This is a genomic window from Allobosea sp. P4_E12, from assembly GCF_056401655.1.
This window is the reverse complement of the sequence record NZ_JBFUIY010000036.1, coordinates 33,948-59,524: the sequence shown is the minus strand read 5'-3', so window position 1 is coordinate 59,524 and position 25,577 is coordinate 33,948. Positions and strand designations below refer to the sequence as shown.

At 66.1% G+C, this 25,577-nt stretch carries 25 protein-coding genes; 13 read left to right on the top strand and 12 right to left on the bottom strand.

Going from position 1 to position 25,577, the window contains the following annotated elements:
- The coding region (locus AC1DW9_RS30425; protein WP_476855273.1) for a hypothetical protein at positions 1 to 182 on the bottom strand (182 nt) is incomplete at its 3' end.
- A gap of 175 nt (positions 183 to 357) precedes the next feature.
- Between AC1DW9_RS30425 and AC1DW9_RS30420 the strand changes: the two genes are divergently transcribed.
- From AC1DW9_RS30420 to AC1DW9_RS30380, 9 genes are all read left to right on the top strand, one after another.
- On the top strand, positions 358 to 1,011 hold the full coding sequence (locus AC1DW9_RS30420) for a TetR/AcrR family transcriptional regulator (protein WP_441492674.1): 654 nt from the start codon (positions 358 to 360) through the stop codon (positions 1,009 to 1,011).
- Complete coding sequence (locus tag AC1DW9_RS30415; protein ID WP_441507464.1) at positions 1,008 to 1,772, top strand: ABC transporter ATP-binding protein; 765 nt, start codon at positions 1,008 to 1,010, stop codon at positions 1,770 to 1,772. Before AC1DW9_RS30420 ends, AC1DW9_RS30415 begins: the two co-directional genes overlap by 4 nt.
- Positions 1,769 to 2,494 carry an ABC transporter ATP-binding protein gene (locus AC1DW9_RS30410; RefSeq protein ID WP_441507463.1) on the top strand — a complete coding sequence of 242 codons (726 nt, stop codon included), beginning with the start codon at positions 1,769 to 1,771 and terminating at the stop codon, positions 2,492 to 2,494. The genes AC1DW9_RS30415 and AC1DW9_RS30410 overlap by 4 nt, the downstream gene beginning before the upstream one ends.
- 47 nt (positions 2,495 to 2,541) lie before the next feature.
- Positions 2,542 to 3,747: an ABC transporter substrate-binding protein gene (locus AC1DW9_RS30405; RefSeq protein ID WP_441507462.1), complete on the top strand. Its 1,206-nt coding sequence runs from the start codon at positions 2,542 to 2,544 to the stop codon at positions 3,745 to 3,747.
- A gap of 19 nt (positions 3,748 to 3,766) precedes the next feature.
- The gene (locus AC1DW9_RS30400) at positions 3,767 to 4,630 is read left to right on the top strand and encodes a branched-chain amino acid ABC transporter permease (RefSeq protein WP_441507461.1); all 864 of its coding nucleotides are present in this window, start codon (positions 3,767 to 3,769) and stop codon (positions 4,628 to 4,630) included.
- Entirely contained in the window at positions 4,630 to 5,544 is a 915-nt protein-coding gene (locus AC1DW9_RS30395) for a branched-chain amino acid ABC transporter permease (RefSeq protein ID WP_441507460.1), read from the top strand. The genes AC1DW9_RS30400 and AC1DW9_RS30395 overlap by 1 nt, the downstream gene beginning before the upstream one ends.
- A 15-nt stretch (positions 5,545 to 5,559) precedes the next feature.
- Complete coding sequence (locus AC1DW9_RS30390; protein WP_441507459.1) at positions 5,560 to 6,048, top strand: GAF domain-containing protein; 489 nt, start codon at positions 5,560 to 5,562, stop codon at positions 6,046 to 6,048.
- Between the two features lie 27 nt (positions 6,049 to 6,075).
- The gene (locus tag AC1DW9_RS30385; RefSeq protein WP_441507458.1) at positions 6,076 to 7,311 is read left to right on the top strand and encodes a metal-dependent hydrolase family protein; all 1,236 of its coding nucleotides are present in this window, start codon (positions 6,076 to 6,078) and stop codon (positions 7,309 to 7,311) included.
- A 211-nt stretch (positions 7,312 to 7,522) separates the two neighbouring features.
- Entirely contained in the window at positions 7,523 to 7,993 is a 471-nt protein-coding gene (locus AC1DW9_RS30380) for an aminoacyl-tRNA deacylase (protein WP_441492682.1), read from the top strand.
- A 30-nt stretch (positions 7,994 to 8,023) separates the two neighbouring features.
- Here AC1DW9_RS30380 and AC1DW9_RS30375 read toward each other — a convergent pair whose 3' ends face one another.
- From AC1DW9_RS30375 to AC1DW9_RS30345, 7 genes are all read right to left on the bottom strand, one after another.
- Entirely contained in the window at positions 8,024 to 9,268 is a 1,245-nt protein-coding gene (locus AC1DW9_RS30375) for a Zn-dependent hydrolase (RefSeq protein ID WP_441507457.1), read from the bottom strand.
- 267 nt (positions 9,269 to 9,535) lie between these two features.
- Positions 9,536 to 10,633, bottom strand: a complete 1,098-nt coding sequence (locus AC1DW9_RS30370; RefSeq protein WP_441492685.1) for an ABC transporter ATP-binding protein — start codon at positions 10,631 to 10,633, stop codon at positions 9,536 to 9,538.
- Between the two features lie 2 nt (positions 10,634 to 10,635).
- On the bottom strand, positions 10,636 to 12,348 hold the full coding sequence (locus AC1DW9_RS30365; RefSeq protein ID WP_476855272.1) for an ABC transporter permease: 1,713 nt from the start codon (positions 12,346 to 12,348) through the stop codon (positions 10,636 to 10,638).
- A gap of 158 nt (positions 12,349 to 12,506) precedes the next feature.
- A complete protein-coding gene (locus AC1DW9_RS30360) occupies positions 12,507 to 13,844 on the bottom strand; it encodes an ABC transporter substrate-binding protein (protein ID WP_441507456.1) in 1,338 nt (445 codons plus the stop codon).
- Between the two features lie 194 nt (positions 13,845 to 14,038).
- Positions 14,039 to 15,391 (bottom strand): sigma-54-dependent transcriptional regulator, encoded by a 1,353-nt coding sequence (locus AC1DW9_RS30355; RefSeq protein WP_476776556.1) that lies wholly within the window; start codon positions 15,389 to 15,391, stop codon positions 14,039 to 14,041.
- Entirely contained in the window at positions 15,388 to 17,331 is a 1,944-nt protein-coding gene (locus tag AC1DW9_RS30350; protein ID WP_441507454.1) for an ATP-binding protein, read from the bottom strand. The genes AC1DW9_RS30355 and AC1DW9_RS30350 overlap by 4 nt, the downstream gene beginning before the upstream one ends.
- A complete protein-coding gene (locus AC1DW9_RS30345) occupies positions 17,328 to 18,701 on the bottom strand; it encodes an ABC transporter substrate-binding protein (protein ID WP_476855271.1) in 1,374 nt (457 codons plus the stop codon). Before AC1DW9_RS30345 ends, AC1DW9_RS30350 begins: the two co-directional genes overlap by 4 nt.
- Positions 18,702 to 18,803: 102 nt before the next feature.
- On the opposite strand from AC1DW9_RS30345, the gene AC1DW9_RS30340 reads away from it, so the two are divergent.
- The 4 genes from AC1DW9_RS30340 (at position 18,804) to AC1DW9_RS30325 (ending at position 21,942) form a co-directional block, all read left to right on the top strand.
- Positions 18,804 to 19,307: a CMD domain protein gene (locus tag AC1DW9_RS30340; RefSeq protein WP_441507452.1), complete on the top strand. Its 504-nt coding sequence runs from the start codon at positions 18,804 to 18,806 to the stop codon at positions 19,305 to 19,307.
- The gene (locus AC1DW9_RS30335) at positions 19,304 to 19,879 is read left to right on the top strand and encodes a peroxidase-related enzyme (RefSeq protein WP_441507451.1); all 576 of its coding nucleotides are present in this window, start codon (positions 19,304 to 19,306) and stop codon (positions 19,877 to 19,879) included. The genes AC1DW9_RS30340 and AC1DW9_RS30335 overlap by 4 nt, the downstream gene beginning before the upstream one ends.
- 29 nt (positions 19,880 to 19,908) lie before the next feature.
- Entirely contained in the window at positions 19,909 to 20,976 is a 1,068-nt protein-coding gene (locus AC1DW9_RS30330; protein WP_476767815.1) for an NAD/NADP octopine/nopaline dehydrogenase family protein, read from the top strand.
- A 150-nt stretch (positions 20,977 to 21,126) separates the two neighbouring features.
- Entirely contained in the window at positions 21,127 to 21,942 is an 816-nt protein-coding gene (locus AC1DW9_RS30325) for a DUF72 domain-containing protein (RefSeq protein WP_441492694.1), read from the top strand.
- Positions 21,943 to 21,948: 6 nt separating this feature from the next.
- On the opposite strand, the gene AC1DW9_RS30320 is transcribed toward AC1DW9_RS30325, so the two are convergent.
- The 4 genes from AC1DW9_RS30320 to purH form a co-directional block, all read right to left on the bottom strand.
- Complete coding sequence (locus AC1DW9_RS30320; RefSeq protein ID WP_441507449.1) at positions 21,949 to 22,416, bottom strand: YbaK/EbsC family protein; 468 nt, start codon at positions 22,414 to 22,416, stop codon at positions 21,949 to 21,951.
- Positions 22,413 to 22,691, bottom strand: coding sequence for a hypothetical protein (locus AC1DW9_RS30315; RefSeq protein ID WP_043242153.1), 279 nt, complete (start codon positions 22,689 to 22,691; stop codon positions 22,413 to 22,415). Before AC1DW9_RS30315 ends, AC1DW9_RS30320 begins: the two co-directional genes overlap by 4 nt.
- 3 nt (positions 22,692 to 22,694) lie before the next feature.
- A complete protein-coding gene (locus AC1DW9_RS30310; protein ID WP_441507448.1) occupies positions 22,695 to 23,873 on the bottom strand; it encodes a low temperature requirement protein A in 1,179 nt (392 codons plus the stop codon).
- A gap of 79 nt (positions 23,874 to 23,952) precedes the next feature.
- On the bottom strand, positions 23,953 to 25,545 hold the full coding sequence (purH, locus tag AC1DW9_RS30305) for a bifunctional phosphoribosylaminoimidazolecarboxamide formyltransferase/IMP cyclohydrolase (protein ID WP_476855270.1): 1,593 nt from the start codon (positions 25,543 to 25,545) through the stop codon (positions 23,953 to 23,955).
- Positions 25,546 to 25,577: the final 32 nt, after the last annotated feature.

The following is a 25,577-nucleotide window of genomic DNA, read 5'->3' as shown; positions in this document are numbered from 1 at the left end:
GATAAAGCGCTGCGGCTGGCCGCTACCGCTTCACCCGCAAGCGCGGGCGGCTGGCGTTCCAGTCGCGGGCGCGATTGATCCCGGCCGTTTACCTTCACCGCCAGCAGGCCGTCGCTGGTTGAAATCCCGGCGCCAGGAAGCGTCAGTGCGTAGGCAACGGCCTCGTCCCAGCTGAACGACATGCCATGGCTCCCTGCAGAATCCGCGGGCTGACCGGCCTTGGCTTTGGCCGGATCCTCAGTGTGTCTTGCCGCTTACCCGTTCAGCACGCAACTCAGCACCGTCGTCGTAGAAACAGTCTTGACTGTTTGTAAATGCGATCACAGGCTTGCTCTCGGCTGAAAGTGGAGGGGCAGCTTGACCGGAACCGGCAAGAGGCGATCGCAGAAGGAACGCAGCGCGGACACCTCTGCGCGGCTGATGCATGCGACGATCGATCTGATGCATGATCGCGGGCTCGCACGCACGACCACCCCCGAAATTGCCCGCGCCGCCGGCGTCTCGCGTGGCGCGCTGACGCATCACTTTGCCGGGCGCGAGGCGATCATCACGGCTTCTGTCGCCGATCTGCTCGGGCGTTCCTCGCGCAACCTGCATCGCTTCGCCGAGGCCTTCGCAGAGCGGGGTGGCTCCAGCGACGAGATCGTCGACTACATCTGGCAGATGATGTCGGACCGGCTGTTCTATGTGACCATGGAGTTCCTGCCGGAGGCGCGGCATAATGACGAGTTCCGGGCTGATCTCGTGCCCGTGGTGCGAGAATTCCACGCTGGTCTGGATGCGGTCTGGACCGCACTCGCCGCCCGCACCAAGGTCGATGCGGACCATACCCGCGTGGTGATGAACGCCACGATGTGCCTGGTGCGCGGCATGATCGCCCAGACCGTGCTGCGGAAGGACCCAGCCTATTACGCCGAGATGCTGAATTTCTGGAAGCTTCAGGTCCGCCAGCATTTTCCGACACAGACATCGCCCTCACGCCGGTCGGTTGCGGGGGCACAGGCTTCATGACGCCGCTGCTGACGGTCACGGGCCTGAAGCTCGACTTCTACGGCGTGCATGTGCTGCGCGGTGTCGATCTCGCCGTGCCGGCCGGAAGCTTTACCGGCCTGATCGGCCCCAACGGTGCCGGCAAATCGACCTTGTTCAATGCTGTATCCGGACTGTACCGGCCCAAGGGCGGTACAGTCGCGCTGGGGCCGAAGGATGCAACGGGCCTGGCACCGGAAGAACTCGTCGCGGCGGGGCTTGTGCGGACCTTTCAGCTGGCACGGGGCTTCCCCAAGCTCAGCGTCTTCCAACATCTGATGCTCTATGGCGCGGATCAGCCCGGCGAGAATCTGCTCGCGGGGTTGTTCGGCTCTGCTGCCGCACGCCGCCGCGAAGCCGAGCTGGCAGGGCGCGCCTTCGAGATTGCGCGCCGGCTGAAGCTCGACCACGTGCTTGATAATCCGGTCACGGCGCTGTCCGGCGGTCAGAAAAAACTGGTCGAGATCGGGCGAGCCCTGATGGCCAAGCCGAAAATCCTGCTGCTCGACGAGCCGATGGCGGGCGTCAATCCGAGCCTGGCCGACGAGATCGCCGAGCATCTCGTCGGGCTCAACCGTGAAGGCCTGACGATCTGCCTGATCGAGCATGACATGGCGCTGATCAAGCGCCTCTGCCAACCGGTCGTCGTCATGGCCGAGGGCAGGACCCTGACCCAGGGTTCGTTCGAGGAGGTCGCCGCCGACATCCGGGTGCAGGAAGCCTATCTCGGGAGGCGGCATTGAGCGCGGCTGCGGGCGCCGCCCTGCTCTCGGTCGAAGGTGTTGTCGCCGGCTATGGCGCGGCCGAAGAAATTCTCAAGGGCACGTCGCTCAGGGTCGCACCAGGCGAGATCGTTTCGATCATCGGGCCGAACGGGGCCGGTAAATCGACCTTGCTCAAGACCGTCGCGGGGCTGGTTGCGGCGCGCAAGGGCCAGATCAGCCTGAACGGCGCGGATATCACGGCTGCGAATGCGCTTGGCCGGGCGCGGGCCGGCATCGGCTTCGTACCGCAGGAACGCAATGTCTTTGGTGCGATGACGGTTGCCGAGAACCTGGAGATCAGCGGTTTCCAGGATTCCGGCGGAGTCAGGACGCGCAGCGAAGAGATGTATCAGCGCTATCCGATGCTGGCGGAGAAGCGGCGCGCGCTGGCGCGTACGCTGTCGGGCGGACAGCGGCAGATCCTGGCGATGGCGATGGGGCTGATGAATGCGCCGAGCCTGCTGCTGCTCGACGAGCCGACAGCCGGGCTCTCGCCCAAGGCGGCTGATGAACTGTTCGAGGCGATCGTCGCCCTGAACAGGGGGGGCTTGCCGATCCTGATGGTGGAGCAGCACGCGCTCGAAGCGCTCGAAATCTCGACGCGGGGCTATGTGCTCGTCTCTGGCCGCAACAGCCGAGAGGGGGCGGGACCTGCTCTCGCCTCCGACCCCGATATCCGCCGCCTCTTCCTGGGCGGCTGAAGCCGACGCCGACACAGTTCAAGAAACATAAGGACAAGGGGATCACCATGACCGATTTCATGACGAACCGCCGGACGCTTCTGACGGGTGCCGCCGCGCTTGCCGGTGTCAGTGCGCTACCGAAGCTCGCGCTCGCCCAGGGCGCGCCGATCAGGATCGGCACCCTGACGCCGTTGACCGGCTCGGGTGGTCCCTATGGCCCGGTGATGGTCAAGGCGGTCAAGGCCGTCATCGATGAGGTGAATGCGGCAGGTGGCGTGCTCGGGCGCAAGATCGAGCTGATCTCGGAGGACGACCAGACCAATCCGGAAGCCGGCGTCCGCGCGGCGCGCAAGCTGATCGACGTCGACAAGGTCTCGGCCATTCTCGGCACCTGGGCCTCCTCGGTCACGACCGCGGTCGCGCCGCTCTGCTGGGAATCGAAGACCTTCCTGGCGACCGTCTCGGGCGCGGATTCGATCACGCAGTTGCCGCATCAGGGCTATCTGATCCGCACGCAGCCGACGACGACGCTGCAGGGCCGCAAGTTCGGCGAGTTCGTCATCGCCGAGAAGGCCAAGCGCGTCTTCTTCCTGTCGCCGCAGACGCCCTTCGCCAAGAGCCAGTTCGACAATATCACCGAGGCCGTGAAGAAGGGCGGCGGCGAGACGGCGTCCCTGATCTATGACGACAAGAAGCCTGCCTATCGCACCGAGATCGACGAGGTGCTGCGCTTCAAGCCCGACGCGGTCGTGTTCGGCGGCTATACGCCCGACACCGCCGTGATGCTGAAAGACCTCTTCCGGGCCGGCTTCGGCGGGCTCAAGGTCGCCTTCGGCTATTCGGTGAACCAGAAGCTCGTCGACAGCGTTCCGGCCGATGTCGTCGACAAGACCTACACGATCTCGCCCTCGTCGGCGGAAGGCTCGAAGGCCTATGAGCGCCTGGTCAAGCTCATCGGCGTGGCTTCGCCCGATCCCTACACGACGCAGATCTATGACCAGATCAACCTGGTGCTGATGGCGATCGCGCTGGCCGGCGATGCGTCCGGTACGGCGATCAAGGACACGATCCGCAAGGCGAGCCAGGCGCCGGGCGGTGCCAAGATCGATAATGCGATTGACGGCCTGAAGGCGATCGCAGCCAAGCAGCCTGTCGACTATGACGGCGCCAGCGGCCCGTGCGACTTCACCGAGACCGGCGATATCAGCGACTCGAAGTTCCGCTACGAGCAGGTCCAGGGCGGGAAGATCGTTCTGGTCAAGATCGCCTGATCCCGAAAGACCCGCGCGCGTGACCCTTTTCCTGCAGGCGCTCATCAACGGGCTGATGACTGGGGCGTTGATTGCCGTCCCGGCTGTCGGCTTCTCGGCCATTTTCGCCGTGCTGCGCTATCCCAACTTCGCCATCGCATCCTATGCCACCATTGGCGCCTTTGCCGCATGGTGGGCGAATGTGGTGCTGGGGCTGCCGATTATTCCGGCTCTCGTGATTGCGTTTGCTATCGCCGGAGCCGTCGGCGTGGTCGCGGAGGAGAGTGCGCTCAGCCGCCTGCGCGGGAACGGGGCGCTCATCGTCGCCATCGCCTCGATCGCGCTCAATCTCGTGCTTGAGAATATCGTCCGGTTCGTCTTCGGCAACGACATGCGCGGCTATGACCTGCCCCTGATGCGCGACATGCGCTTCGGCGATCTGCGGATTGGCCCGCAGCAGCTGCAGAGCCTTGCGCTGGCGGTCGTGATCATGGCCGCGATGTTTGCCTTCCTGCGCTATACGCGCTTCGGCAAGGCCATGCGCGCAGTCGCCGACAATCCCGATCTCGCCCGGCTGAAGGGCATCGATCCTGCCCGGATCGCCATCGTCACCGTCTTCCTGGGCGCTGGGCTCACCGGTGTCGGCGGCGTGCTGATCGGCCTCGATACCTCGATCGACCCGCTCACCGGCTATCGCGTGTTGCTGTCGGTCTTCGCCGCCGCGGTGCTCGGCGGGCTCGGCTCGATCCCTGGCGCCGTGGTTGGAGCGCTTGCGCTCGGCATCGCCGAAGAACTGGCGTTGATTGCGGTGCCCGCAACCTATCGCACCGCCGTCGGCTTCATCGCGATCCTGATCATGCTGACCTTCCGTCCACGCGGCATCCTGGGCGAGAGGGCGGTCTGATGTTGTCCTATGTCATCTTCACCCTGACGCTCTGTGGTATCTACGCGCTGCTCGCGCTCAGCCTGAACCTGATCTGGGGCGGCGTCGGACTGGTCAATCTCGGCCTTGCCGGGTTCTTTGCGGTCGGAGCCTATGCTTCTGCGCTGGCGACTGGGGCAGGGGCGCCGGTGCTCTTCGGCTGGACCGCGGCGCTCGCGGTCGGCGCGGTGGTCGGGCTTGTCGTCACATTCGCGACCTTGCGCCTGCGCGACGACTATCTCGCCATCGTCTCGCTCGGCTTTGCCGAGGTGATCCGGCTCGTTGCATTGAACGAGCGCTGGCTCACCAAGGGATCCGACGGCATTTCCGGGATCAAGGCGCCTCTGAAGGCCGAGCTCGGCCTCATGGGCTTCAACCTGTTCTATCTCGGTCTGGTCACGCTGATCGTGGCCGGCGTCTGGCTGCTGCTGCGTCGGCTCGACGGCTCGCCCTATGGCCGGGCGATGAAGGCGATCCGCGAGGATCAGCAGCTTGCGGCCTTCGCCGGAAAGACGGTGCTGCGTTTCAAGCTCCAGGCCTTCGCGCTCTCAGCTGCCATCGCGGCATTGGCCGGCGCGCTCTATGCGCATTTCCAGTCCTATGTGTCGCCTGACCATTTCCAGCCGCTGATCACGATCTACATCTTCCTGGCGGTGACTGCCGGCGGTGTCGGTCGCCCGAGCGGCGCGGTCGTGGGCGCTTATCTCGTCGTGATCTTCCTCGAGGCGACGCGCTTCGCCACCGAATGGGTGCCAGGTCTGCAGCCTGTCCAGGTCGCGGCACTGCGCGAGATCCTGGTCGGGCTCGCGCTGATCCTCGTCCTGCACCTGCGGCCGCAGGGGCTCCTGCCCGAACGCATTCCACGTGCACCCAAACCCGTTCCTTTCAAAGCCTGAATCCCGGAGTTCACGATGTCCGATGATCTTGCCGCCCTGTCGCGCCTGCTTGCAGAGCCCGGCCAGCCGGACACGCTGTTCAAGGCCTTCGAGGCTGTGACCAAGCAGCTCGTCGGGCATGAGCTCTTCACCCTGCTCTACGTCGATGGCGAGGAGGTCGCGCGGATCTATTCGAACCGCCCGGCCGAATATCCGGTCTCGGGCCGCAAGACGATGGGGCCGACGCCCTGGGGCGACCATGTGCTGAAGGGGCGCAAGCCCTATCTCGGGCGCGACAAGGCCGGAATCCGCTGGGCCTTCTTCGATCACGTGCTGATCGAGAGCATGGGCCTCGGCTCGGTCATCAATGTCCCGGCGCTCTATGACGGCAAGGTCGTTGGCACGATCAACCTGCTCGCGCCGGAAGGCTTCTATCGCGAGGAGCATGTGCCGCTGGTTGAGCGGCTGGCGCCTCTGCTGGTTCCCGCATTCCTGGCTGCCCGCGCAGCAGCGCGCGCTGTCTGACAGCTCCCATCCGACTGGAGAATTGCCGTGGCTTCCACCCTCTTCACCAATGCCCGCATCGTCGACGGCACCGCGCCGGAGCGCGGTGCACCGGTTTCAGTCCTGGTCGAGGGCGGGACGATCCGCGAGGTCGGCAAGACCGTGTCCGCCGGCAAGGCGAAGGTGATCGATCTGGCGGGCCGGACCTTGATGCCCGGGCTGATCGACGCGCATGTGCATGTCATCGCCGGCGTCGCCGATCTCGGGCGCAATGCGGCGCTGCCGGACTCCCTCGTGACGGTGCGCTCCCTCGTGATCATGCGCGAGATGCTGCTGCGCGGCTTCACCACGGTGCGTGATGTCGGCGGCGCCGATTTCGGGCTGAAGGTTGCGACCGAGGAGGGGCATTTCCCCACACCGCGCCTCGTCATTTCCGGCAAGGCGCTGAGCCAGACCGGCGGCCATGCCGATTTCCGCGGCCGCTATGACGATCGCGAGGCGGTGACGACCCGTCATCGGCTCGGCGCTCTCGGCCGCATTTGCGACGGCATCGACCAAGTGCGCCGGGCGGCTCGCGAGGAGCTCAAGGGCGGAGCCGATTTCATCAAGATCATGGCCAATGGCGGCTGTGCCTCTCCGACCGATCCGATCCATTTCCTCGGCTATTCCGTGAGCGAGCTCGAGGCGATCGTCGAGGAAGCCCGGATGGCCGGCACTTATGTCTCGGCCCATGTCTATACGGACGAGGCGATCCGCCGCTGCGTCGAGGCTGGCGTCCACTCGCTCGAACATTGCAACCTGATCCAGGCGGATACAGCCAAGCTCGCCGCCGCGAAGGGCGCCGTCGCCGTGCCGACCCTGGTGACCTATGACAAGCTCGCCAGCGAAGGCGGCAAGCTCGGTTTCCCGCCGGATTCCATCGCCAAGGTCGAGAATGTCCGTGTCGCCGGCATGGATTCGCTCGCCATCATGAGGAAGGCGGGCCTGCCCATGGCCTATGGCAGCGATCTTCTCGGCGAGATGCATCGTCATCAGTCCGAGGAGTTCGTCATTCGCGGCCGCGCCCTGCCGGCGCATGAGGTGATCGGTGCGGCCACCCATGTCGCGGCGAAGCTGCTCGGGCTCGAAGGCAAGATCGGTACGGTCGCGCCGGGCGCCCATGCCGACCTGGTCGTCGTCGACGGCGACCCGCTGAAGGACCTGGCGTTGCTGACCCGCCAGGGCCGGCATATGCCGCTGATCATGAAGGGCGGCGCCTTCATGAAGCGCTCAAGCCTGAGCTGAGGCCGCTGGCGGGCAGACAATCGAGCGGTTCCGGGACGATCGGTTAGCCGAGGCCCGGAACCCGGATCCACAACCGCGTGTCAAAGGCTCGCCGGCTCGCACGGGCGGAGCCTGTGCCCCGGCCCTGGCAGCCCATTCGCCGTTGACTTCGCGGAGGAGGAGAGGAGGATGTCGTCCTGACGCGTCGCCAGACAACAAAGGGGCGCCTCCGATGACAATCGCAAAGAAACTCCAGGCCTATATCGACGGCGAAGGCATCGCCTATGACACCGTCGCGCATCACCGTACGGCGACCAGCAGCCAGTCGGCGCAAGCCGCGCATGTCCCGGGCAGCAGGCTGGCCAAATCCGTGGTGGTTCACCATGAGAGCGGCTATGTCCTGGCCGTCGTTCCCAGCACGCACCGGATCGAGCTCTCCACTTTGCAGGATGTGATACACCAGCGGCTCGGCCTCGCCTCGGAGGATGAGGTGAGTTCGCTGTTCGTCGATTGCGACCTGGGCGCGGTTCCGCCGATCGGATCAGCCTATGACGTACCGGTGATCCTCGATGAAAGCCTTCATGACGCCAGGGACGTCTATTTCGAGGGGGGCGACCACAGGACGCTGGTGCGCGTCAGTGGACCTGACTTTTGCAACCTGATGAAGGATGCGCGGGTCGCTCGCTTCAGCCACCCGTCCTAGACATCGGCATCGCGCGGGGCGACAGAGCCCCTATCGATCGGCGCGCGCGACCACGGAGCGGAACAGGACATTCAGTCCGGGCTCCAGATCCTCGCGCGTGCAGAGTTCCAGGTTGTTATGGGTGATGCCGTTTTTGCACGGCGCGAAGATCATCGCCGTCGGAGCATGGCGGGCGACGAAATAGGCGTCGTGCCCGGCCTGGCTCAGGATATCCTGCGTCCGGTAGCCGAGCCCGAGCGAGACAGAGCGGATGCCCTCGATCAGTTCGCCCGAGAAAATCCGTCCGCCCCAGTTCCAGGTGTCGAGGATTTCGGCCGTGCAGCCGCCGCGTGCTGCGGCTTCGCCAATGGCGCGGCGCACGCGCTCGGCCATGACCAGGGTCGTCTCCGCGTCGGGATGGCGGACGTCGCAAACCGCCTGCGCCCAGTCCGACAGGATGCCGGGCTTGTTCGGCCAGGCGACGAGCCGCGAACCTGTCGCCTTGCCGCCCGTGCCGGCGTTCTCCCAGCCGATATCGTCGACCGCAGTGAGAAGGCGCGCGCCGGCCACCAGGGCGTTCCTGCGCCGCTCCATCGGCCAGGGACCGGTATGGGCGGTCTCGCCTCGGAATTCGACGAGCATGCCGCAACTCGGGTAGCCGCCGGTAACGACGCCGACCTGCATGCCCTCGCGGTCGAGAATCGGGCCCTGTTCGATATGGAACTCGAAATAGGCGTCGAAGGCGTGCGGGCTTGCCTCCATCTCGCCGAGATAACCGATGCGCTGCAGCTCCTGGCCGAGACTGATTCCGTCATCGTCGGTGCGACCGCGGGCCCAGTCCAGTGTGTAGGTGCCGGTGAAGCAGCCCGAGCCGACCATGGGCGGGGAGAAGCGGCCGCCCTCCTCATTGGTCCAGTTCACGATCTCCAGCGGGCGGCGCGTGCGATGGCCGAGCGCATCGAGCGTGCGGCAGACTTCGAGCGCGCCGAGCACGCCGGCGATGCCGTCGAAGCGGCCGCCATTCACCTGCGTGTCGAGATGGCTTCCCATCACGACGGGAGGCAGCGTGTCGTCGCGGCCCTGACGCCGGGCGAAGATATTGCCGATTCCGTCGATGCGGACGGTGAGGCCGGCCTCCCGGCACCAGCCGACGAACTCGTCGCGGACCTGCTTGTCGGCATCCGACAAGGCAAGCCTGGAGAGACCGCCCGGCCGGCCCGGACCGATCTCGCCCGACCGTTCTATTGTCGTCCAGAAGCGCTCGATGTCGATGCGGGCGGCGGCAGGCGGGCTCATGGCGAAGATCTCTTGCGCAAGGTCGGCGAGCGATGCCGCGCAAGCAAATAGCCGTCACGGCATCACGGGATGCATCAACTCTGAGCGGCGCGACACCGTTCTGGCAACTGGATATTCGTCATGGCCTTGCCCGGCGCCGCGCATTGGTCGTGATTCTCGCCAGGGCTGGATCATCTGACGGGATACCGTATCCGGTCCGATGATCCAGGCTTCCGTGCTTGCATCGGCTTTCCCCGAAAACCTCAATTCACTTTCCGGGCCGATGCTTTAGCGCTCCAGCCAGAGCGCGGTTCTCGGCGACAGCGACAGGCTGACGGGTGCCGCGACCTCATGCAGGTCGCCGCCCGACTGGAAGGGCAGGTCGACCGAGACTTCGGTTTCGCCGATCGTGACGCCGTAGCGCATGCTCGATCCCAGGAACTCGCGATGCGCGATCCTGCCCGGCAACGCGACTTGCCCAGCATGCGTGGCGCCTGCGGCGCCGAGAGTCGCATGCTGGGGACGAAAGACCAGCTTGGCGCCGGTCGGGACCGCTACATCACCCGGGATCGGGAGCTTCGCGCCGCCCTTGACCTCGAAGGCGCGTTCGGTGCCGCTGCCGACAACCTTGCCCTCGAGGATATTGGCGGTACCAAGGAAATTCGCGACGAAGAGATTGGCCGGGCGCTCGTAAAGGTCCATCGGGGTGCCGACCTGCTGGACGATGCCCTCGTTCATCACCGCGATGCGGTCGCAGATCGTGTTGGCCTCCTCCTGGTCGTGGGTGACGAAGATCGTCGTCAGGCCGAGGCGCTGCTGCAGGTCGCGCAGCTCGCGCCGCACCTGCACGCGCAGCTTGGCGTCGAGATTGGAGAGCGGCTCATCGAGCAGCAGGACCTTCGGTTCGACCGCGACGGTGCGCGCGACCGCGACGCGCTGCTGCTGGCCGCCGGAGAGCTGGGATGGGCGCCTGTCGCCGAGATGGCCGAGCCCGACCAGGTCGAGCGCGACCCCGACGCGCCGCTCGATCTCGGCGCGGGCGACGCCGCGCTCCTCAAGACCGAAGGCGACGTTCTTGCGGACTGTCATATGCGGCCAGAGTGCATAGGACTGGAAGACCATGCCGACATCGCGCTTCCAGGGCGGCAGGGTGGAAATGTCCTGGCCGCCGATCCGGACCTGGCCGGTATCGGCCTGGTTGAAGCCGGCGATAAGGCGGAGCAGCGTGGTTTTGCCGCAGCCCGATGGCCCGAGAAAGGCGAAGAATTCACCGGGCCGGATCGCGAGGTTGACGTTCTTCAGCACATGATTGGTGCCGTAGGAGAGATTGATGCCCTCGATATCGACGGCGACGGCTTTGGTAGCGAGCGGTGCGATGGCGTTCATGATCAGTGGCCCATTCCCTTGGCCTTCTGGCTGCGTTCGATGATGAGATGGGAGAGGAAGGTGCAGGCCGCGACGAGGATGACCGCGACGACGCCAAGCGCCGCACCAGGCCCACGTCCGGCGGCGGACTGCATAAAGACATAGAGCCCATAGGCCAGTGGCGCGTCGGAGTTGGACTGCACCAGCATCAGCGTGGCCGAGAGCTCGACCGCCGCGGTCGAGAAGCTGGTGACGAAGCCGGCGAGAATGCCGCCTGCCATCAGCGGGACGACGACGCGCCGCACTGTCCGGGATTTGGTGGCGCCGAGATTCTCCGCCGCCTCCTCAAGTGAGACCGAGATCTGCTGCAGCGCCGCGTGGCAGGCGCGCAGCGCATAGGGCAGGCGCCGGATCGCGAGCGCCAGCACGATGGTGATCCAGAGCGAGGCGAGCGGCGTGCCGTCCGGCAAGGTGATGCCGTAGAAGGTCCGGAGGTAGCCGATGCCGAGCACCACACCCGGGATCGCCAGTGCCGCCGACGCCGTCCAGTCCAGCCATTCGCGGCCGACCAGCTTCGTCCGCAGCACGAGATAGGCGATCGCCACACCGAGCACGATGTCGATCCCGCCTGCGATGCTGGCATAGATCAGCGTGTTCTTGATGTAGACGGAGCTCTCGCCGAAGACGCGGGCGTAATGAGCGACGGTGAAGGCGTCCGGCAGCGGCGAATAGGACCAGATCGTCGCAAAGGAGAGCAGCAGCAGTCCCAGATGCGGCGCGAGCACCAGCGCCAGGATCAGGATGACGACGCCATAGCCGAAGATGGCCTCAGTCGGTGACATCACACGTTTGGCGAGGCCGCCGCCGCCGCGCTGGGTCGTGGCGTAGTCGCGGCCCTTCAGCGCCAGCGCCGACAGCCACATGGCGACGACCGAGGCGATGATCAGGACGACCGAGATGACATAGCCCATCGGGTCGGCAATCCCGATCGAGGTCACCCGCAGATAGGCCTGCGGCGCCAGCATGTCCTTGACGTTGAGCAGGAGGGGGGTCGCCAGATCGTCGAAGACCTTGACGAAGACCAGCGAGGCGCCGGCGAGATAGCCCGGCATGGCAAGCGGGAAGACGATGCGGCGGAAGAGGCGGAAGCCGGAGGAGCCGAGATTCTGCGCGGCCTCTTCCATGGCCCGGTCGATATTGCGCAACGCCGCCGAGAGATTGATCAGGATGAACGGGAAGTAGTGGACCGACTGGACGAAAATGACGCCGTTCAGCCCTTCCATGAAGCCGATCTTGAAGCCGAACCAATCATCCAGCAGCAGGTTGATCGAGCCGTTGCGGCCGAAGAAGAGCTGCATCGCCACGGCGCCGACGAAGGGCGGCATGATCAGGGGCAGGAAACCCAGCGTCTGGACGACCGCAGCGCCGCGGAAGACGAAACGCGTCGTCAGATAGGCCAGCGRCAGTGCGAAGACCGACGCCCAGACCACCGACATGGCCGAGACATAGACCGAGTTCCAGAACGACCGGATGAACAGCTCGGTGCGGAAGAAGTCGTAGAAATTGATCAGCGTGAAGCTGTTCGTACCCTTCTCGGTGAAGGCGACATAGATCACCGTTGCCACCGGCAGCACGAGGAAGAACAGCAGGAAGGCTGCAATGGCCAGCGCGAGCGCGATCTGGCCAGGCGTCGCCGACATGCGTTTGGGGCGCGAGAGCGCGGGGACGGCGGTCATGGGGAGTTCCCGAAAGAGGCTCGATCGATAAAGCCCGCGCCATCATGCCAGACGGCCGCGCGGAGATCCGCGATCCATGCCCGAGCCCCCAATGGGAGGCCGGCATGGATCCCGGCTCTTCACGTCGCTACGGCAGGGATGACGGCAGCGGCGACGGCTCAGCGCGCGAGCTTGAGGGCTTCCTCGGCCTTGGTCTTGGCCTTGGCGTAATTCTCGCGGGCGGCATTGGCCCACTGGCTCTCGAGCTCCGCCTGTCTGGCGCCCTTCTCCTTGCCGCCGGTAAAGGCGCCGCGGAGTTCCGCGCTTGCAGCCTGCGCTTCCGAGACCGGCATGGCTGCGATCAGGTTGCGTGCCTCATCGGCTGCAGCCTTGGCCTGGGCGTTGGGCTTCTTCGCCAGCGCGGCGTCGACCTCGTGCAGCGTCTTGGTGACGCCCTTCAGCGCATCGAGCTGGAAGGAGATCAGCTGGTCGAACAGAGTGTCGACGACAGCGGTCCGGGCTTCGGATTTGTCGACGTCGAAGCCGATCATCTTCTGGAAGCGCGGATCGGTGAAGGGGTTGGGATAGTCGGCGCCGGCCTTGGCATAGACGGCCGGATTGACCGGCAGGCGGCGGATGCCGGGGTCGAGCAGGACCTCCTGGCCGGCCGGCGAGAGCAGGAACTCGACGAAGGCCTCGGCCGCCGCCTTGTTCGGTGGGTTCGCGATGATGCCGACATTGGCAGGCACGACGGTGGTCACGGTCGGGTAGACGAACTTGACCGGGAAGCCGGACGCCTGCGCCGAGAAGGCGAAGAAGTCGATGACGATGCCGACGCCGACCTGCCCGGAGTTCACCGCCTCCGGCACTCCGAACGAACGTTCCGTGATCGAGCGGAAATTGCCCGACATCTCCTTGAGCGTGCGCCAGCCCTTCTCCCAGCCTTCGCCCTGAAGGATGGTCTCGACGGTCAGGTGCGTCGTGCCGGAGCGGGCCGGCGAGGCGATCGAGACATGGTCGTAGAAGGCCGGCTTGGCGAGATCCTGCCAGTCCTTCGGCTCCGGCAGCTTGTTGGCCTTGGCGTAGCGATCATTCCACATGATGCCGTAGCCCGATGCCGCGAAGCCGAAATAGAAGCCCTGCGGATCATTGATCGGATAGGAGCCGATCTTCTCGGGGATGCCGGCCGCCTTGGGCTTGTAGGGCGTCAGCAGCTTCTTGCCCTTGAGCACTTCGAAGGCGTCAGGAGCCGATGCCCAGAAGAGATCGACCTGGTTGTTGGCCTTTGTCTCCTCGACATATTTCACACCGGCATTGGTGTTGCGGTTCTGAACCTCGAGCGTGACGCCCGGAACCGCCTTCTCGAAGGCCTTTTTGATCGGGTCGGTCACGTCCTTGGAGAAGGAGGTGACGACGGTGACCTTGCCGGCCGGAGCCTGGGCGAGGGCGATGGTTGCGAATGACGTGCTGAGCGACAGGCCGAGGGCGGCCGCGAGTGCGACCCTGCGATTGACCATGATTTCCTCCAAGACAGTTTTTGCTCACCCGGCGTCGAGGCCGATGCTCATCTGTCAGCAACGACGATGCCAACCGGGCGTCGTATTGATTATGTTGAGGAAATCCCGGTTTGCGCGCGCAGTTCGCGGTCTCTGCGGGTCGTTGCGGTAACCGTCGCGTCGGCGGGATGGGTCAGGACGGTAACATCGCGACGTCAGTCGGGAAGCGCTGCCGCGCCACTCAATCCGTAGCGGCGCATCTTGAGGTAAAGGGTCTTGCGGGTGATGCCGAGGGCGGCTGCCGTGACGCCGATCCGGCCGCCATGGCGTTTCAACGCCGCGCCGATCACCTCGGCTTCGGCGAGCGCGATCTGTTCTTCCAGCGTCAGTTCGGCGCTCGATGGTCCGGCGACGGTCTCGTGATCATCGAAATCCTCGTCCATCCCCAGCAGGCTGCGTTCGGCGGCGTTGCGCAATTCGCGGACATTGCCGGGCCAGTCCTGCCGTGACAGGCGCTGCAGCAGATCGCGGCCGAGCAGCGGGGCGGAGCGGCCGACGCGAGCGGCGGCGAGCCCGAGGAAGTGCTGGAACAGCAATGGAATGTCCTCGCGCCGATCGCGCAGGGGCGGCAGGCGAAGCGTCACGACATTGAGGCGATAGACGAGGTCCTCTCTAAATCCGCCGGCCTTGGCCAATGCAGCGAGGTCCGCCTTGGTTGCCGCGACGATGCGGATATCGACCGCGATCTCGCGGTTGGAGCCGAGGCGTTCGATGCGTCGCTCCTGGAGCGCGCGCAGCAGCCGGACCTGCGCGGCCATCGGCATCGACTCGATCTCGTCGAGAAAGAGCGTGCCGCCGCTGGCATGCTCGATCTTGCCGATGCGCCGCTCGCGCGCGCCGGTGAAGGCGCCGGCCTCATGGCCGAAAAGCTCGCTCTCGATCATGGTTTCGGGGATGGCGCCGCAGTTCACCGCGACGAAGCGGCCGCTGCGGCGCTTGCCGAGATCGTGCAGCGCGCGGGCCGCGACCTCCTTGCCGGTCCCCGTTTCGCCGAAGAGCAGCACGTCGGCATCGGCATCGGCCATGAGGGTCAGCCGCTGCCGCAAACGGACGATCGCCGGCGAGGCGCCGACAAGCCGCGCGACCCACGGGTCGTCGGGGGTGGCTCCGGCACGCAGCAGCCGGTTCTCGATGATCAGCCGGCGGTAATCGCTCGCCCGGCGGACGGTCTCGGTGAGGAGCACGGGATCGGCCGGCTTCTCGACGAAATCCCAGGCGCCGTCGCGGATCGCCTTCACCGCCATGGGGACGTCGGCATGGCCGGTGACGAGCACGACCGGAATTTCCGGGTCGATCGCCCTGACCGCCGCCAGCAGGCCAAAGCCGTCGCGGCCGGGCATCCGGACATCGCTCACCAGAACGACGGGGCTGTCGCGCGTCAGCAGGGGCAGGGCGGCGTCGGCCGAGCGCTTTGCCGCGACCTCGAAGCCTTCGAGCTCCAAGGTCAGCCGGCAGGCCTCGAGAACCTCGGCATCGTCGTCGACGAGAACAATCCTCGGCGCATTCATGCGTCAATTTCCATGGCAGCCATTGCGCGATTCGGCAGGGCTTCGAGCATAATCAGAAAGCGTGTGCCGGCGGGACCGGAGCTGGCGACGGCGAGCGTGCCGCCAAGGTCCTTGATGATGTTGTAGGAGAGCGAGAGGCCGAGGCCGAGCCCCGAGCCGACCGGCTTGGTCGTGAAGAACGGGTCGAAGATTCGCTCCAGATGCGCGCGGTCGATGCCGGGCCCGTTATCCTCGACCCAGATCTCGACGGCCTTGCCGCGTTGGGCCGCGCCGATCGCGAGCGTCGGGTTCGGCCGGCCGGCGATGGCATCGAGGGCATTGGCGATGAGGTTGACCAGGACCTGTTCCAGCCGGATTTCCTCGGCGCGGACATAGAGCCTTTCGCCTGGCATGTCCTGCTTCAGCGTCACCTGCCCGGCATCGAGACGCGGACCGAAGAGCGACAGCGCCGTCTCGACCACACCGCCGACCTCGACGGGAGAAAGCGTCACGCCCGGCTTGCGGGCGAAGCGCCTGAGGTGAGCAATCAGCTCGGCGGCGCGCGTCGTCAGCGCCTGAATGCGCATGATGGCGTGGCGGGCCTCGTCTGGACGCTCGCGCTCCAGCAGCAGCACGCCGTTATGGGCATGGGAGCGAATCGCCGCCAGCGGCTGGTTGAGTTCGTGGCTGAGGCCGGCGGCCATCTGGCCGAGCGCGGCCAGCTTGGCCGCCTGGATCAGGTCGTCGCGGGTCTGCCGGAAGACCGCAAGCGCCCGGGCGAGGTCGCCGAGCTCGTCATTGCCGGCGTGGGGCAGAACAGCCGAGGACTGCCCGCTGGCGATGCTGGTCGCGGCTTCGGTGAGCACGCGCAGCCGCGCGACGAGATGCCGGCGGACATAGAACCAGCCGATGAGAAGGGCTCCGATCAGCGAGGCGGCGGCGATCGCCAGGAGCAGGTTGCGGCCGAGCCTGATCGCTGTGGCCGAACGCTCGGCAGCGGCCTTCGCGGTTGCTTCCGTTCTCTGGACCTCCTGGGAGACCAGGGTGCCGAGCTCGCTGACCAGCCGCCGGCTTTCCGTGATCAGGCGTTGCGCGTCGGCCTGGGCCGCCAGCTCGGCACGCTTGATGGCGGGTAATCCGGTGCCGGCATCGGCAAGTCCGATCAGCCGTTGGGCAATCTGCCTGACGGTAATGGTATCGGGCCAGCCATTCAGTGCCCTGGCCTCGATTTCGAGCTGGTCGACCGCCTCGCCGATGACGTGGCCCGTCTGCTCCATATCCTCGCGGGTGCGGACCACGCCGAGCCGCCCGTAAAGTCCGACGATCAGGTTCGCCTGGGCATTCAGCGTCATCAACGCCGCGCTCTTGCGGGTCTCCTCGCGAATGGCATTCGGCTTGGCCGCGCTTGGTGCATCGGTTCCGGCCTGGCCGAGCGCCGTCTCGATATTGAAGCGGGCATCGTCGGTGAGCGGCTCGATTTCGTCGAGGAGATCGGCCTGGAGCCAGCGCAGTTCCTCACCGATGGCGCGATTGCGCTCGCCAAGCGGGAAGCGCCGCCCCGAGACCGCATCGATGGCTTTGAGATTGCTGCGGATTTCCGTCGCAACCGCGGCGAGGGCGGGCGAAGCGAACCCTCCCTCGGCCCGCTCGGCCAGGACCCGATCGAGCTCGTCCAGCCGTTCTCCGACAAGTCGTCGGCTGCGTTCATAGGCGTCGCGCCGCTCGGCATTGGCAAGCTCGGGCATGCTGGCGATGACGCGCGCGCTGGCTTCGGCGAGCCTCGCCGACGAGGCCAGGCCCGGCAGATGATCGCGGGCGATGGCTGCCAGTTCCGTGCTCAGGCGCTCATAGGAGATGACGCCGACGATGCCGGCGCCGACGGCGAACAGACCGACGCCGAGAAAGGCGGCGATCAGGCGTTCGCCGATGCCGAAGCGCCGGCCTTGCCAGAGGCGCCTCATGGCAGCCCTCCGGCCAGCCCGTCATCCGAGTTGGTCCACCCTGCGGCGGCGAGCCGCTCGGCAGCCTGTCGCAACCTGACGGCGGCGTCCGCGGCCTGGGCTGCGATTGCGCTGCGGATCTCGGCTTCGATACGCGCCTGCGCCTCGGGAACGGCCAGGCCCCGAGGCACACGCACAAGATCGCGAAAGCGTTCGGGCTGGCCGAGTTCCGAGGCGGAGATGGGCGGCCGCACCAGCGCTCTGCGCGCTTCGGTTAGGAGGCGGGCAGCCTTCCCGTCGGGATAGGCGAGAAGCGCGGCCTCCAGCCCCTGGAGGCTGCGCCAGAGCCGGGCATGCTCCGCGCGGCGGAAGGTGATCCACTCGTCGAAGATGATGTTGACCAATTCGTAGCGGCCGGCCGACAGCCCGGCATCGAAGCGTGTCCGGTTGAAGAGCCCCGACAGGTCCGAAAGATGCGGCGGCGCCTCGTCGGCACCATAGGCAGCCGGTGAGACCGCAAGCCGGCCGATCCGCGGCTCGCGCAGCAGTTTCTGGCCCTCGGGCGAGAGCACGAAGTCGATGAAGAGCTCGGCTTCCTTCGGATTGGGTGACGTTGCCAGTCGTGCGATGCTGGCTGGTGCGAAGAGCGTCTCCTCCGGCAGCAGGAAGCGGCTGGTCTCGCCCTCCGCGCCGGCGGTTTCTGCCAGGAAATCGATCGAGATACCGATGCCGAAGCGGCCGCGCGCCACACCGGCCGTCACCCCGAAACTGCGCGCCGTGATGGTGGCGAGATTGCCCCCGATCTCGGACCAGAGCGCCCAGCCACGTTCCCAGCCGAGCGATTGCAGCAGGGCTTCGACCATCAGGTGCGTCGTGCCGGAGCGGGCCGGCGAGGTCAGGCCGATATGGCCGGCATAGGCGGGGGCGGCAAGGTCGGCCCAGTTGCGCGGTACCGGGAGCCCACGCGCCGCAAGATAGGACGGGTTGTAGACCAGCCCGTAGCCCGAGACGGCAAAGCCGAGATAGTGCCCATCCGGATCGTTGACGGGGTAGCCCGCGATGGTCTCGGGGGCGCCGGTCGCCCGGGCCYGCAACGGTGCCAGCAGCCTGCTCCGTTTCAGCAACTCGAAGGCGTCGGGCGCCGAGGCCCAGAACAGATCGGCCTCCTGACGCTGCTGCGTCCGGATATCCGCAACGGCTGCGGTGGTCTTGCGCTGCACGACCTCGACCGCGATGTCCGGGTGCCGATTGCGAAAGGCCGTCCGGAAGGGCTCGAAGAAGGCGGGCGGGAACGAGGTGATGATCTGGACGCGGCGAGCTTCTGCCGGGCCGGCGGCAAGCCAGGCGAAAGCCGCAAAGGCAAGGCAGAGACGTGCCGCGCGTCGGATCATGAATCTGTCATATAGCCGGCAACCGGACCCGCATAGATCGACGGGTGGACCTTCGCCTTCGCCGATCCTAAACATCGCTCGTCACGGCGAGGGGAGATGGGATTGAGCGGGACGAATCTGATCGAGAGCCTGGCGGGGCTGAAGGCGGGCTCCCAACTTGCGGACGCCGTATCAGAGCGCTCCGGGATCATGGAGATGAGCCAGGCCAGCCATGACGCGGTCCTGCTGCCGCGCGAGCCGGGCGGTCTGAGCCATGCCGAACGTGCGGCGCTGGCGGTCAGGATGGCCCGATGGAACGGGGATTCCGGGCTGGCCGCTCACTACCGGGAACTGCTCGGCCAAGCCGGAGAGACCTCCGCGTTGGCGGCGATCGCTTCGGGCGCGGCCCTTGAGCAACACGGCGCGGATGCGCGGCTCATCGCGGTCACGCGTCATGTCGACATCCTGACGAAGACGGTCAAGGACGCGACGCGGGCGGATATCGAGGCGCTCAAGGCGGCAGGCATCGCGGAGCCCGACATCGTCCGGCTCGCCGAGCTTGCTGCCTTCGTCAATTATCAGGTCCGCGTGATTGCCGGCCTGCGGCTGCTGGAGGAGGTCCTGTGAGCGTTCCGGTCCATGAGTTCACGGCCGAGGTGCCGCGCTGGTCGCCCTATGTCACGCCGGTCGCGCTCGAGGACGCGACGCCGGAGCAGCTCGATGCGCTGCAGATCACGCCGTCGAACAAGAAGGTTTCGGCCTATGTCCTCACGCTCGCGCATGATCCCGAATCCCTGAAGGTGCGCTCGCCGCTCTTCAACGCGATCATGTATGGCAAGGGCGGACTGTCCTCGGCCGAACGGGAGCTTGGGGCAGTCGGCGCCTCGATCGTCAATCGCTGCGTCTATTGCGCGGCAGTGCATGCCTCGCGCTTCAACCAGTTGACGAAGCGGACAGACGTGATCGAAGCAATCTTCGCCGATGGCGTCGATGCCGAGCTGGAGGAACACCAGCAGGCGATCTTCGATTTCGCGGTCAGGCTCTCGAAGACGCCGTCCGAGGCGACACCGGCGGATATTGCCGCGTTGCGCGATCTTGGACTGTCGAAGCTTGAAATCCTCGACCTGATCCTTTCCGCCTCGATCTTCGGCTGGGCCAACCGGCTGATGCATACGCTCGGCGAACCGGTTCGCGACTGAGCCGTCCACGCAGCAAGAGTCCATCGAACATGCGTGTCGCCATCATCGGCTCCGGCGGTATCGGCCGAGGCTATGCCGCCTATCTGACGCAACAGGGGCATCAGCCGGTGCTGTGGTCGCCGAGCGGAGCGGAGCTGGCGGATTTCGCCGGGCGCGCGGAACTGACGGTAACCGGGAAGATCGTCGCATCCTTGCCCATCGCGGTCGCGCAGAGCTGTGCGGACGCCGTGGCGGGCGCCGAAACCGTCATCGTGGCGGTGCCGGCCAATGGCTTCCGAACCGTGCTGGAAACGCTTTCGGAGCATCTGCATCACGGCCAGAGCGTGGTCATCAGCGCGCATAGCTCCTTTGCCGCACTCTATATGCATGACCTGTTGGCGAAGCGCGGGATCACGCTGCCGATTGCCGCCTGGGCGACGACCGCGCTGACCGCGCGCAAGACGGGGCCGCGCAGCGTCAACATCTCCGGCATCCGTGCCCGGCTCGACGTCGCGACCGTGCCGCGACGCTTCGCAGCGGAGGGGCACTCGATCTGCCAGGCATTGTTCGGCGATCGGTTCGAGCCCCGTGAAGACCTGCTCGCCATCATGCTGAGCAACCTCAATCCGCCCGGCCATATGGCGAGCATGCTGTGCAATCTGACCCGCGCGGAACAGGGCGAGGATTGGCCGAATTACGGGAGCACGACGCGCGGCGTCGGCCGCATCATCGATGCGATGGACGCGGAGCGGCTCGCGCTTGCGGCGGCCTTCGGACTCGCGGTGCGCAGTGTGCAGGATCACTATGCCCTGTCCTTCGGCGTCACGCCTGGCCCTGTCGGCGAGATGGCTGCCGCGGTCTATGCCATGCGCCCGGAGCTGATGGGGCCGAAGACGCTCGATACCCGCTTCATCACCGAGGACGTGCCCTTCGGGCTCGTGCCGCTCGAACTGCTCGGTGCCGTCACGGGCGTGGCAGTGCCGTTGCATCAGGCCGGCATCGCGCTGTTCAATGCGGTCTGCGCGCGGGATTTCAGGGCGGAGAACGATCTCCTGCCGTTGCTGGATCTGGGCGGCCTGGACGCCGCTGGTCTGCACAAGCGGTTGCGCGACGGCTGAGGCCGGGTCGTCGAACGCCTGCTGACAGGCGCTGACAAGCCGTTTGGCCACGATATGACGAGACGGGTTGGGACGGCTCTCCGAAAGCGGGTGGTCTCAATGCCCGTTTGCGACAAGAATGCCGCCAGCCAGCTTGAACGAGGAGCCGTCATGTCCGCAGCAGCAAAGGGCGCCATCAGGATCGGCATCGGAGGCTGGGTTTTCGAGCCTTGGCGCGGCAGCTTTTACCCTGACGGTCTCTCCCAGAAGCGTGAGCTCGAATATGCCAGCAGCAAGCTGACTTCGATCGAGATCAACGGAACCTATTACGGCTCGCAGAAGCCCGAAAGCTTCGCCAAATGGCGCGAGGAGACGCCGGACGGCTTCGTCTTCTCGTTGAAGGGTTCACGCTATATCACCAACCGCCGCGTGCTTGCGGAAGCTGGCCCCTCGATCGAGAAATTCATCACGGGCGGCGTGCTGGAGCTCAGGGAGAAGCTCGGCCCGATCAACTGGCAGTTCATGGCGACCAAGGCCTTCGACCCGGTGGATTTCGAGGCTTTCCTGAAACTGCTGCCGAAATCCGTCGAAGGCCGCGCGCTCCGCCACGCCGTCGAGGTTCGCCATGACAGTTTTCGCTCGCCGGACTTCGTCGCGCTGCTGCGCGAATACGGCGTAGCGGTCGTCACTGCAGCGGATTCCAAATACACGCAGATTGCCGATCCGACGGCGCCTTTCGTCTATAGCCGCATCATGGGCACGCAGGAGGCCGAACCAAACGGCTATTCGGCCACAGACCTGGACGCCTGGGCCGAGCGTGCCCGTCGCTGGGCGGAAGGCGAGGTGCCGAAGGATCTCGACACAGTCGCGACGCCCGCAGGAGTGCAGGGCGGCCGCGATGTCTTTTTATATGTCATCAGCGGCGACAAGATCCGCAACCCGGCTGCTGCAATGGCCTTGATCGAGCGCGTCGGCGGCAAGGGCTGAGGCCCGTCAGGCCGGTTCCTGGCAGACATCGACCCATTCGGCCTTGGTCAGCTCGACCATGCGTTGCGGGCTGATGCGGAGTGCGCTCTGGGTGGATCCGGCAGCCGGCACGACTTCGTCGAAGGCCTTCAGCGTGATGTCGCAATAGACCGGCAGCGGGGAGGCAAGCCCGAAGGGGCAGACGCCTCCGACCGGATGGCCGGTGATCTCGGTGACCTCGCCGGCATCGAGCATGCGCGGCTTGCCGCCAAAGGCCGCCTTGGCCTTGCGGTTGTCCAGCCGCGCATCGCCGCGCGCGACGACCAGCACGACCCGCTCGCCGATCCGGAGCGAGAGCGTCTTGGCGATCTGCGCCGGCTCGACGCCATGAGCCGCCGCGGCTAGCGAGACCGTCGCACTGCTCTCTGCAGTCTCGATGATGGCGATGTCCGGCGCGTGCTCCGCGAAGAACGAGCGAACCGATTCGAGACTCATGCCGAGGCCTTTCCAAAGAACCAGCGTAGCAGCAGCGCGATCGCCATCGGGATGCCGAAGACGATGAGCAGGATCGGAGCCTCCTCGAGAACCGTGTAGCCGGCGCGGGTCACGCCAACGACGAGATTGATCAGCGAAACCGCGAGCCAGAGCGGAATGAACAGTTTGACCGCATAGGCGATGGGGTGCGCGCTGCTGCGGTTCAACCGCGGCGCCAGGAACAGCAGCAGGCCGAGCAGCGCAAAGCCGGCCGAGAGCATCTTCATCGTATGCATGCGTCAGGCCTCCTTCGGCCGAAGCGAGAGCGTTTCCCAGGCCGCGACCAGGACCAGGATGAGCGTTGCACCGAAGCTCAGCGCGAGCGGCGGCAGGATCGCGCCCGTCGGAGCCCAGAGGACCAGCAGTCCAAGCCCGACGAGGTGGGACAGCGGATACCATCCTGCCGTGGCCTTCTTGAAGAGCAGATTTCCGATCACGTAGAAGATCGGCCCCGCGATGACGGCGATCGCCACCTTGAGCTCGGTGTGGCCGGTCGGGTGCGCGAGCACGAACTCGTCGCCGACGGCGACCAGGATGATTCCGGCGACGAGAGGCAGAGGGATGAAGGTGTAGGCGCTGCGAGCCAGCGAGCCCGGATCTTCCGCCATGGAGATGCGCTGGCTGCCGCGCTCGGCGCCGACATGAAAATACAACCACCACATCGCGACGGAGCTGAGAAAGGCATTGGCGAAGGCAAGCGAATTGGGCAGCGTTGCTGCCAGCTTCGATGCGGTGGCGCCCGTCACCAGTACGGATTCACCGAGCGCGATGATGATGAAGAGCGCGCATCGTTCGGCAAGATGCGCGCCTTCGATATCCCATTCGGCGGTGCTGGAGCGGCCGAGACCAGGCACCCTGAAGCCGATCCAGGGCGCGCCATATTCAAGCGCAAGTGCGAGCGCCCAGAACCCGAAGCGGAGACCGCCATCGGCTAATCCGCCGATGATCCAGAACACGCCGGACAGCGCGAACCAGAGGCATATGCGTTGGAAGTTCCGGTAGTTGGCGGGGCTGCGGCCCCGTAGGCTGATCAGCGTGAAGACGCTGCGTCCAAGCTGCATCGCGACATAGGCGCAGGCGAAGATCAGGCCGCGATCCTCGAATGCGCCCGGCAGCGAGGTCGTGAGTGCCAGGCCGATGAACATCAGCACGAACAGCATCAGACGGACCGGCGTCGAGTCGGGGTCGAGCCAGTTGGTCACCCAGCTCGTGCAGACCCAGGCCCACCAGACCGCGCCGAGCAGCAGCGTGGCCTGGGCGAGCCCAAGCAGCGTGAAATGCTCCAGCAATGTGTGCGAGATCTGCGTGATCGCGAAGACGAAGACGAGATCGAAGAACAGCTCGACGAAGCTGACCTTGGCGTGTTCGTGTGCAACGCGCGTCCGCAAGGGCGTGCGCCGCTGATGGGTCTGCGTCATGCCGGCCTCGCTCGCGACGCCGGCAGAATAGGACCAGGCCGCGCCCGTGGTCGAGAGCGGCCCTTGCGGCGTCCGCGCCTCAGTGGCGGAAGTGGCGATGGCCGGTGAAGACCATGGCGAGGCCGGCCTCGTCGGCCGCCTTGATCACTTCGTCGTCGCGCATCGAGCCGCCGGGCTGGATCACCGCCGTGGCACCGGCCTCGGCCGCGGCAAGCAGGCCGTCGGCGAAGGGGAAGAAGGCGTCGGAGGCCACGACCGAGCCCTTGGCGAGGCTCTCGGCAACGCCAGCAGCCTTCGCAGCCTCGCTCGCCTTCCAGGCCGCGATGCGCGAGGAATCGACGCGGCTCATCTGGCCCGCGCCGATGCCGACAGTCGCCTGACCCTTCACGTAGACGATGGCGTTCGACTTGACGTGCTTGGCGACGCGGAAGGCGAAGCGAAGATCGGCGAGCTCGGCCTCGCTCGGCGCGCGCTTGGTCACGACCCGCAGTTCCATGTCGTCGACGACGGCGTTGTCCCGAGCCTGTGCGAGAAAGCCGCCGGAAACGGTGCGCAGCGACAGCCCGCCGCCGCGCGGATCGGGCAGGCCGCCGGTCAGCAGCAGCCGCAGGTTCTTCTTGGCGGCGATCATCGCGATCGCCTCGTCATCGGCCTCGGGCGCGATGATCACTTCGGTGAAGACCTCGACGATCTTCCGTGCCGCCTCGGCATCAAGCCTGCGGTTGAGCGCGACGATGCCGCCGAAGGCCGAGACCGGGTCGCAGGCCAGCGCCTTCTCATAGGCCTCGAGCAGCGAGCTGCCGCTGGCGACGCCGCAGGGATTGGCGTGCTTGACGATGACGCAGGCGGCCGAGACTGCAGGATCGAACTCGGCGACGCATTCGAAGGCGGCGTCAGTGTCGTTGATGTTGTTGTAGGAGAGCTGCTTGCCCTGGACCTGGCGGGCAGTCGCGACACCGGGGCGCTGCTCGGGGGTGCGGTAGAACGCGGCCCATTGATGCGGGTTCTCGCCGTAGCGCAGCGTCTCGGCGAGGCCGCCACCGAGGGCGCGGTAGGCCGGGGATGTCTCCGCCAGCTCGTTGGCGAACCAGTTCGAGATCGCGGCGTCATAGGCGGCGGTGCGGGCATAGGCCTTCTGGGCGAGCTTGYGGCGCAGCGTCAGCGTGGTCGCGCCCTTCTGGCTCTCGAGTTCCCCAAGGACGGCGGCATAGTCCGACGCGTCCACCACGACGGCAACGTCGTTGTGGTTCTTGGCGGCGGCGCGGATCATCGCGGGGCCGCCGATATCGATGTTCTCGATGCAGTCGTCATAGGCGCGGCCGGCGGCGACGGTTGCTTCGAACGGATAGAGATTGACGACGAGCAGGTCGATCGGCGCGATGCCGTGGCCGAGCATCGAGGCCTGATGCTCGGGATGCGAGCGGATGGCGAGAAGGCCGCCATGCACCTTGGGGTGCAGCGTCTTGACGCGACCGTCCATCATTTCCGGGAAACCGGTGAGATCGGAGACATCGGTGACGGGCAGGCCGGCCTCGGCGATCGCCTTGGCGGTGCCGCCGGTCGAAACCAGCGCGATGCCAAGACGGTGAAGGGCGCGCGCGAATTCGATCAGCCCCGTCTTGTCGGAGACGGAAAGAAGGGCGCGTTCGACGCGGCGAAGCTCAGTCGGCATCGGGACAATCCGGTGTGCAGTGCAATGAAGGC

What these genes read in the sequence shown, in the direction of transcription:
- AC1DW9_RS30415 (WP_441507464.1), top strand. Translation starts at nt 1,008, where the DNA reads ATGACGCCGCTGCTGACGGTCACGGGCCTGAAGCTCGACTTCTACGGC.
- AC1DW9_RS30405 (WP_441507462.1), top strand. Translation starts at nt 2,542, where the DNA reads ATGACCGATTTCATGACGAACCGCCGGACGCTTCTGACGGGTGCCGCC.
- AC1DW9_RS30395 (WP_441507460.1), top strand. Translation starts at nt 4,630, where the DNA reads ATGTTGTCCTATGTCATCTTCACCCTGACGCTCTGTGGTATCTACGCG.
- AC1DW9_RS30390 (WP_441507459.1), top strand. Translation starts at nt 5,560, where the DNA reads ATGTCCGATGATCTTGCCGCCCTGTCGCGCCTGCTTGCAGAGCCCGGC.
- AC1DW9_RS30380 (WP_441492682.1), top strand. Translation starts at nt 7,523, where the DNA reads ATGACAATCGCAAAGAAACTCCAGGCCTATATCGACGGCGAAGGCATC.
- AC1DW9_RS30375 (WP_441507457.1), bottom strand. Translation starts at nt 9,268, where the DNA reads ATGAGCCCGCCTGCCGCCGCCCGCATCGACATCGAGCGCTTCTGGACG.
- AC1DW9_RS30370 (WP_441492685.1), bottom strand. Translation starts at nt 10,633, where the DNA reads ATGAACGCCATCGCACCGCTCGCTACCAAAGCCGTCGCCGTCGATATC.
- AC1DW9_RS30360 (WP_441507456.1), bottom strand. Translation starts at nt 13,844, where the DNA reads ATGGTCAATCGCAGGGTCGCACTCGCGGCCGCCCTCGGCCTGTCGCTC.
- AC1DW9_RS30355 (WP_476776556.1), bottom strand. Translation starts at nt 15,391, where the DNA reads ATGAATGCGCCGAGGATTGTTCTCGTCGACGACGATGCCGAGGTTCTC.
- AC1DW9_RS30350 (WP_441507454.1), bottom strand. Translation starts at nt 17,331, where the DNA reads ATGAGGCGCCTCTGGCAAGGCCGGCGCTTCGGCATCGGCGAACGCCTG.
- AC1DW9_RS30330 (WP_476767815.1), top strand. Translation starts at nt 19,909, where the DNA reads ATGCGTGTCGCCATCATCGGCTCCGGCGGTATCGGCCGAGGCTATGCC.
- AC1DW9_RS30325 (WP_441492694.1), top strand. Translation starts at nt 21,127, where the DNA reads ATGTCCGCAGCAGCAAAGGGCGCCATCAGGATCGGCATCGGAGGCTGG.
- AC1DW9_RS30320 (WP_441507449.1), bottom strand. Translation starts at nt 22,416, where the DNA reads ATGAGTCTCGAATCGGTTCGCTCGTTCTTCGCGGAGCACGCGCCGGAC.
- AC1DW9_RS30315 (WP_043242153.1), bottom strand. Translation starts at nt 22,691, where the DNA reads ATGCATACGATGAAGATGCTCTCGGCCGGCTTTGCGCTGCTCGGCCTG.
- AC1DW9_RS30310 (WP_441507448.1), bottom strand. Translation starts at nt 23,873, where the DNA reads ATGACGCAGACCCATCAGCGGCGCACGCCCTTGCGGACGCGCGTTGCA.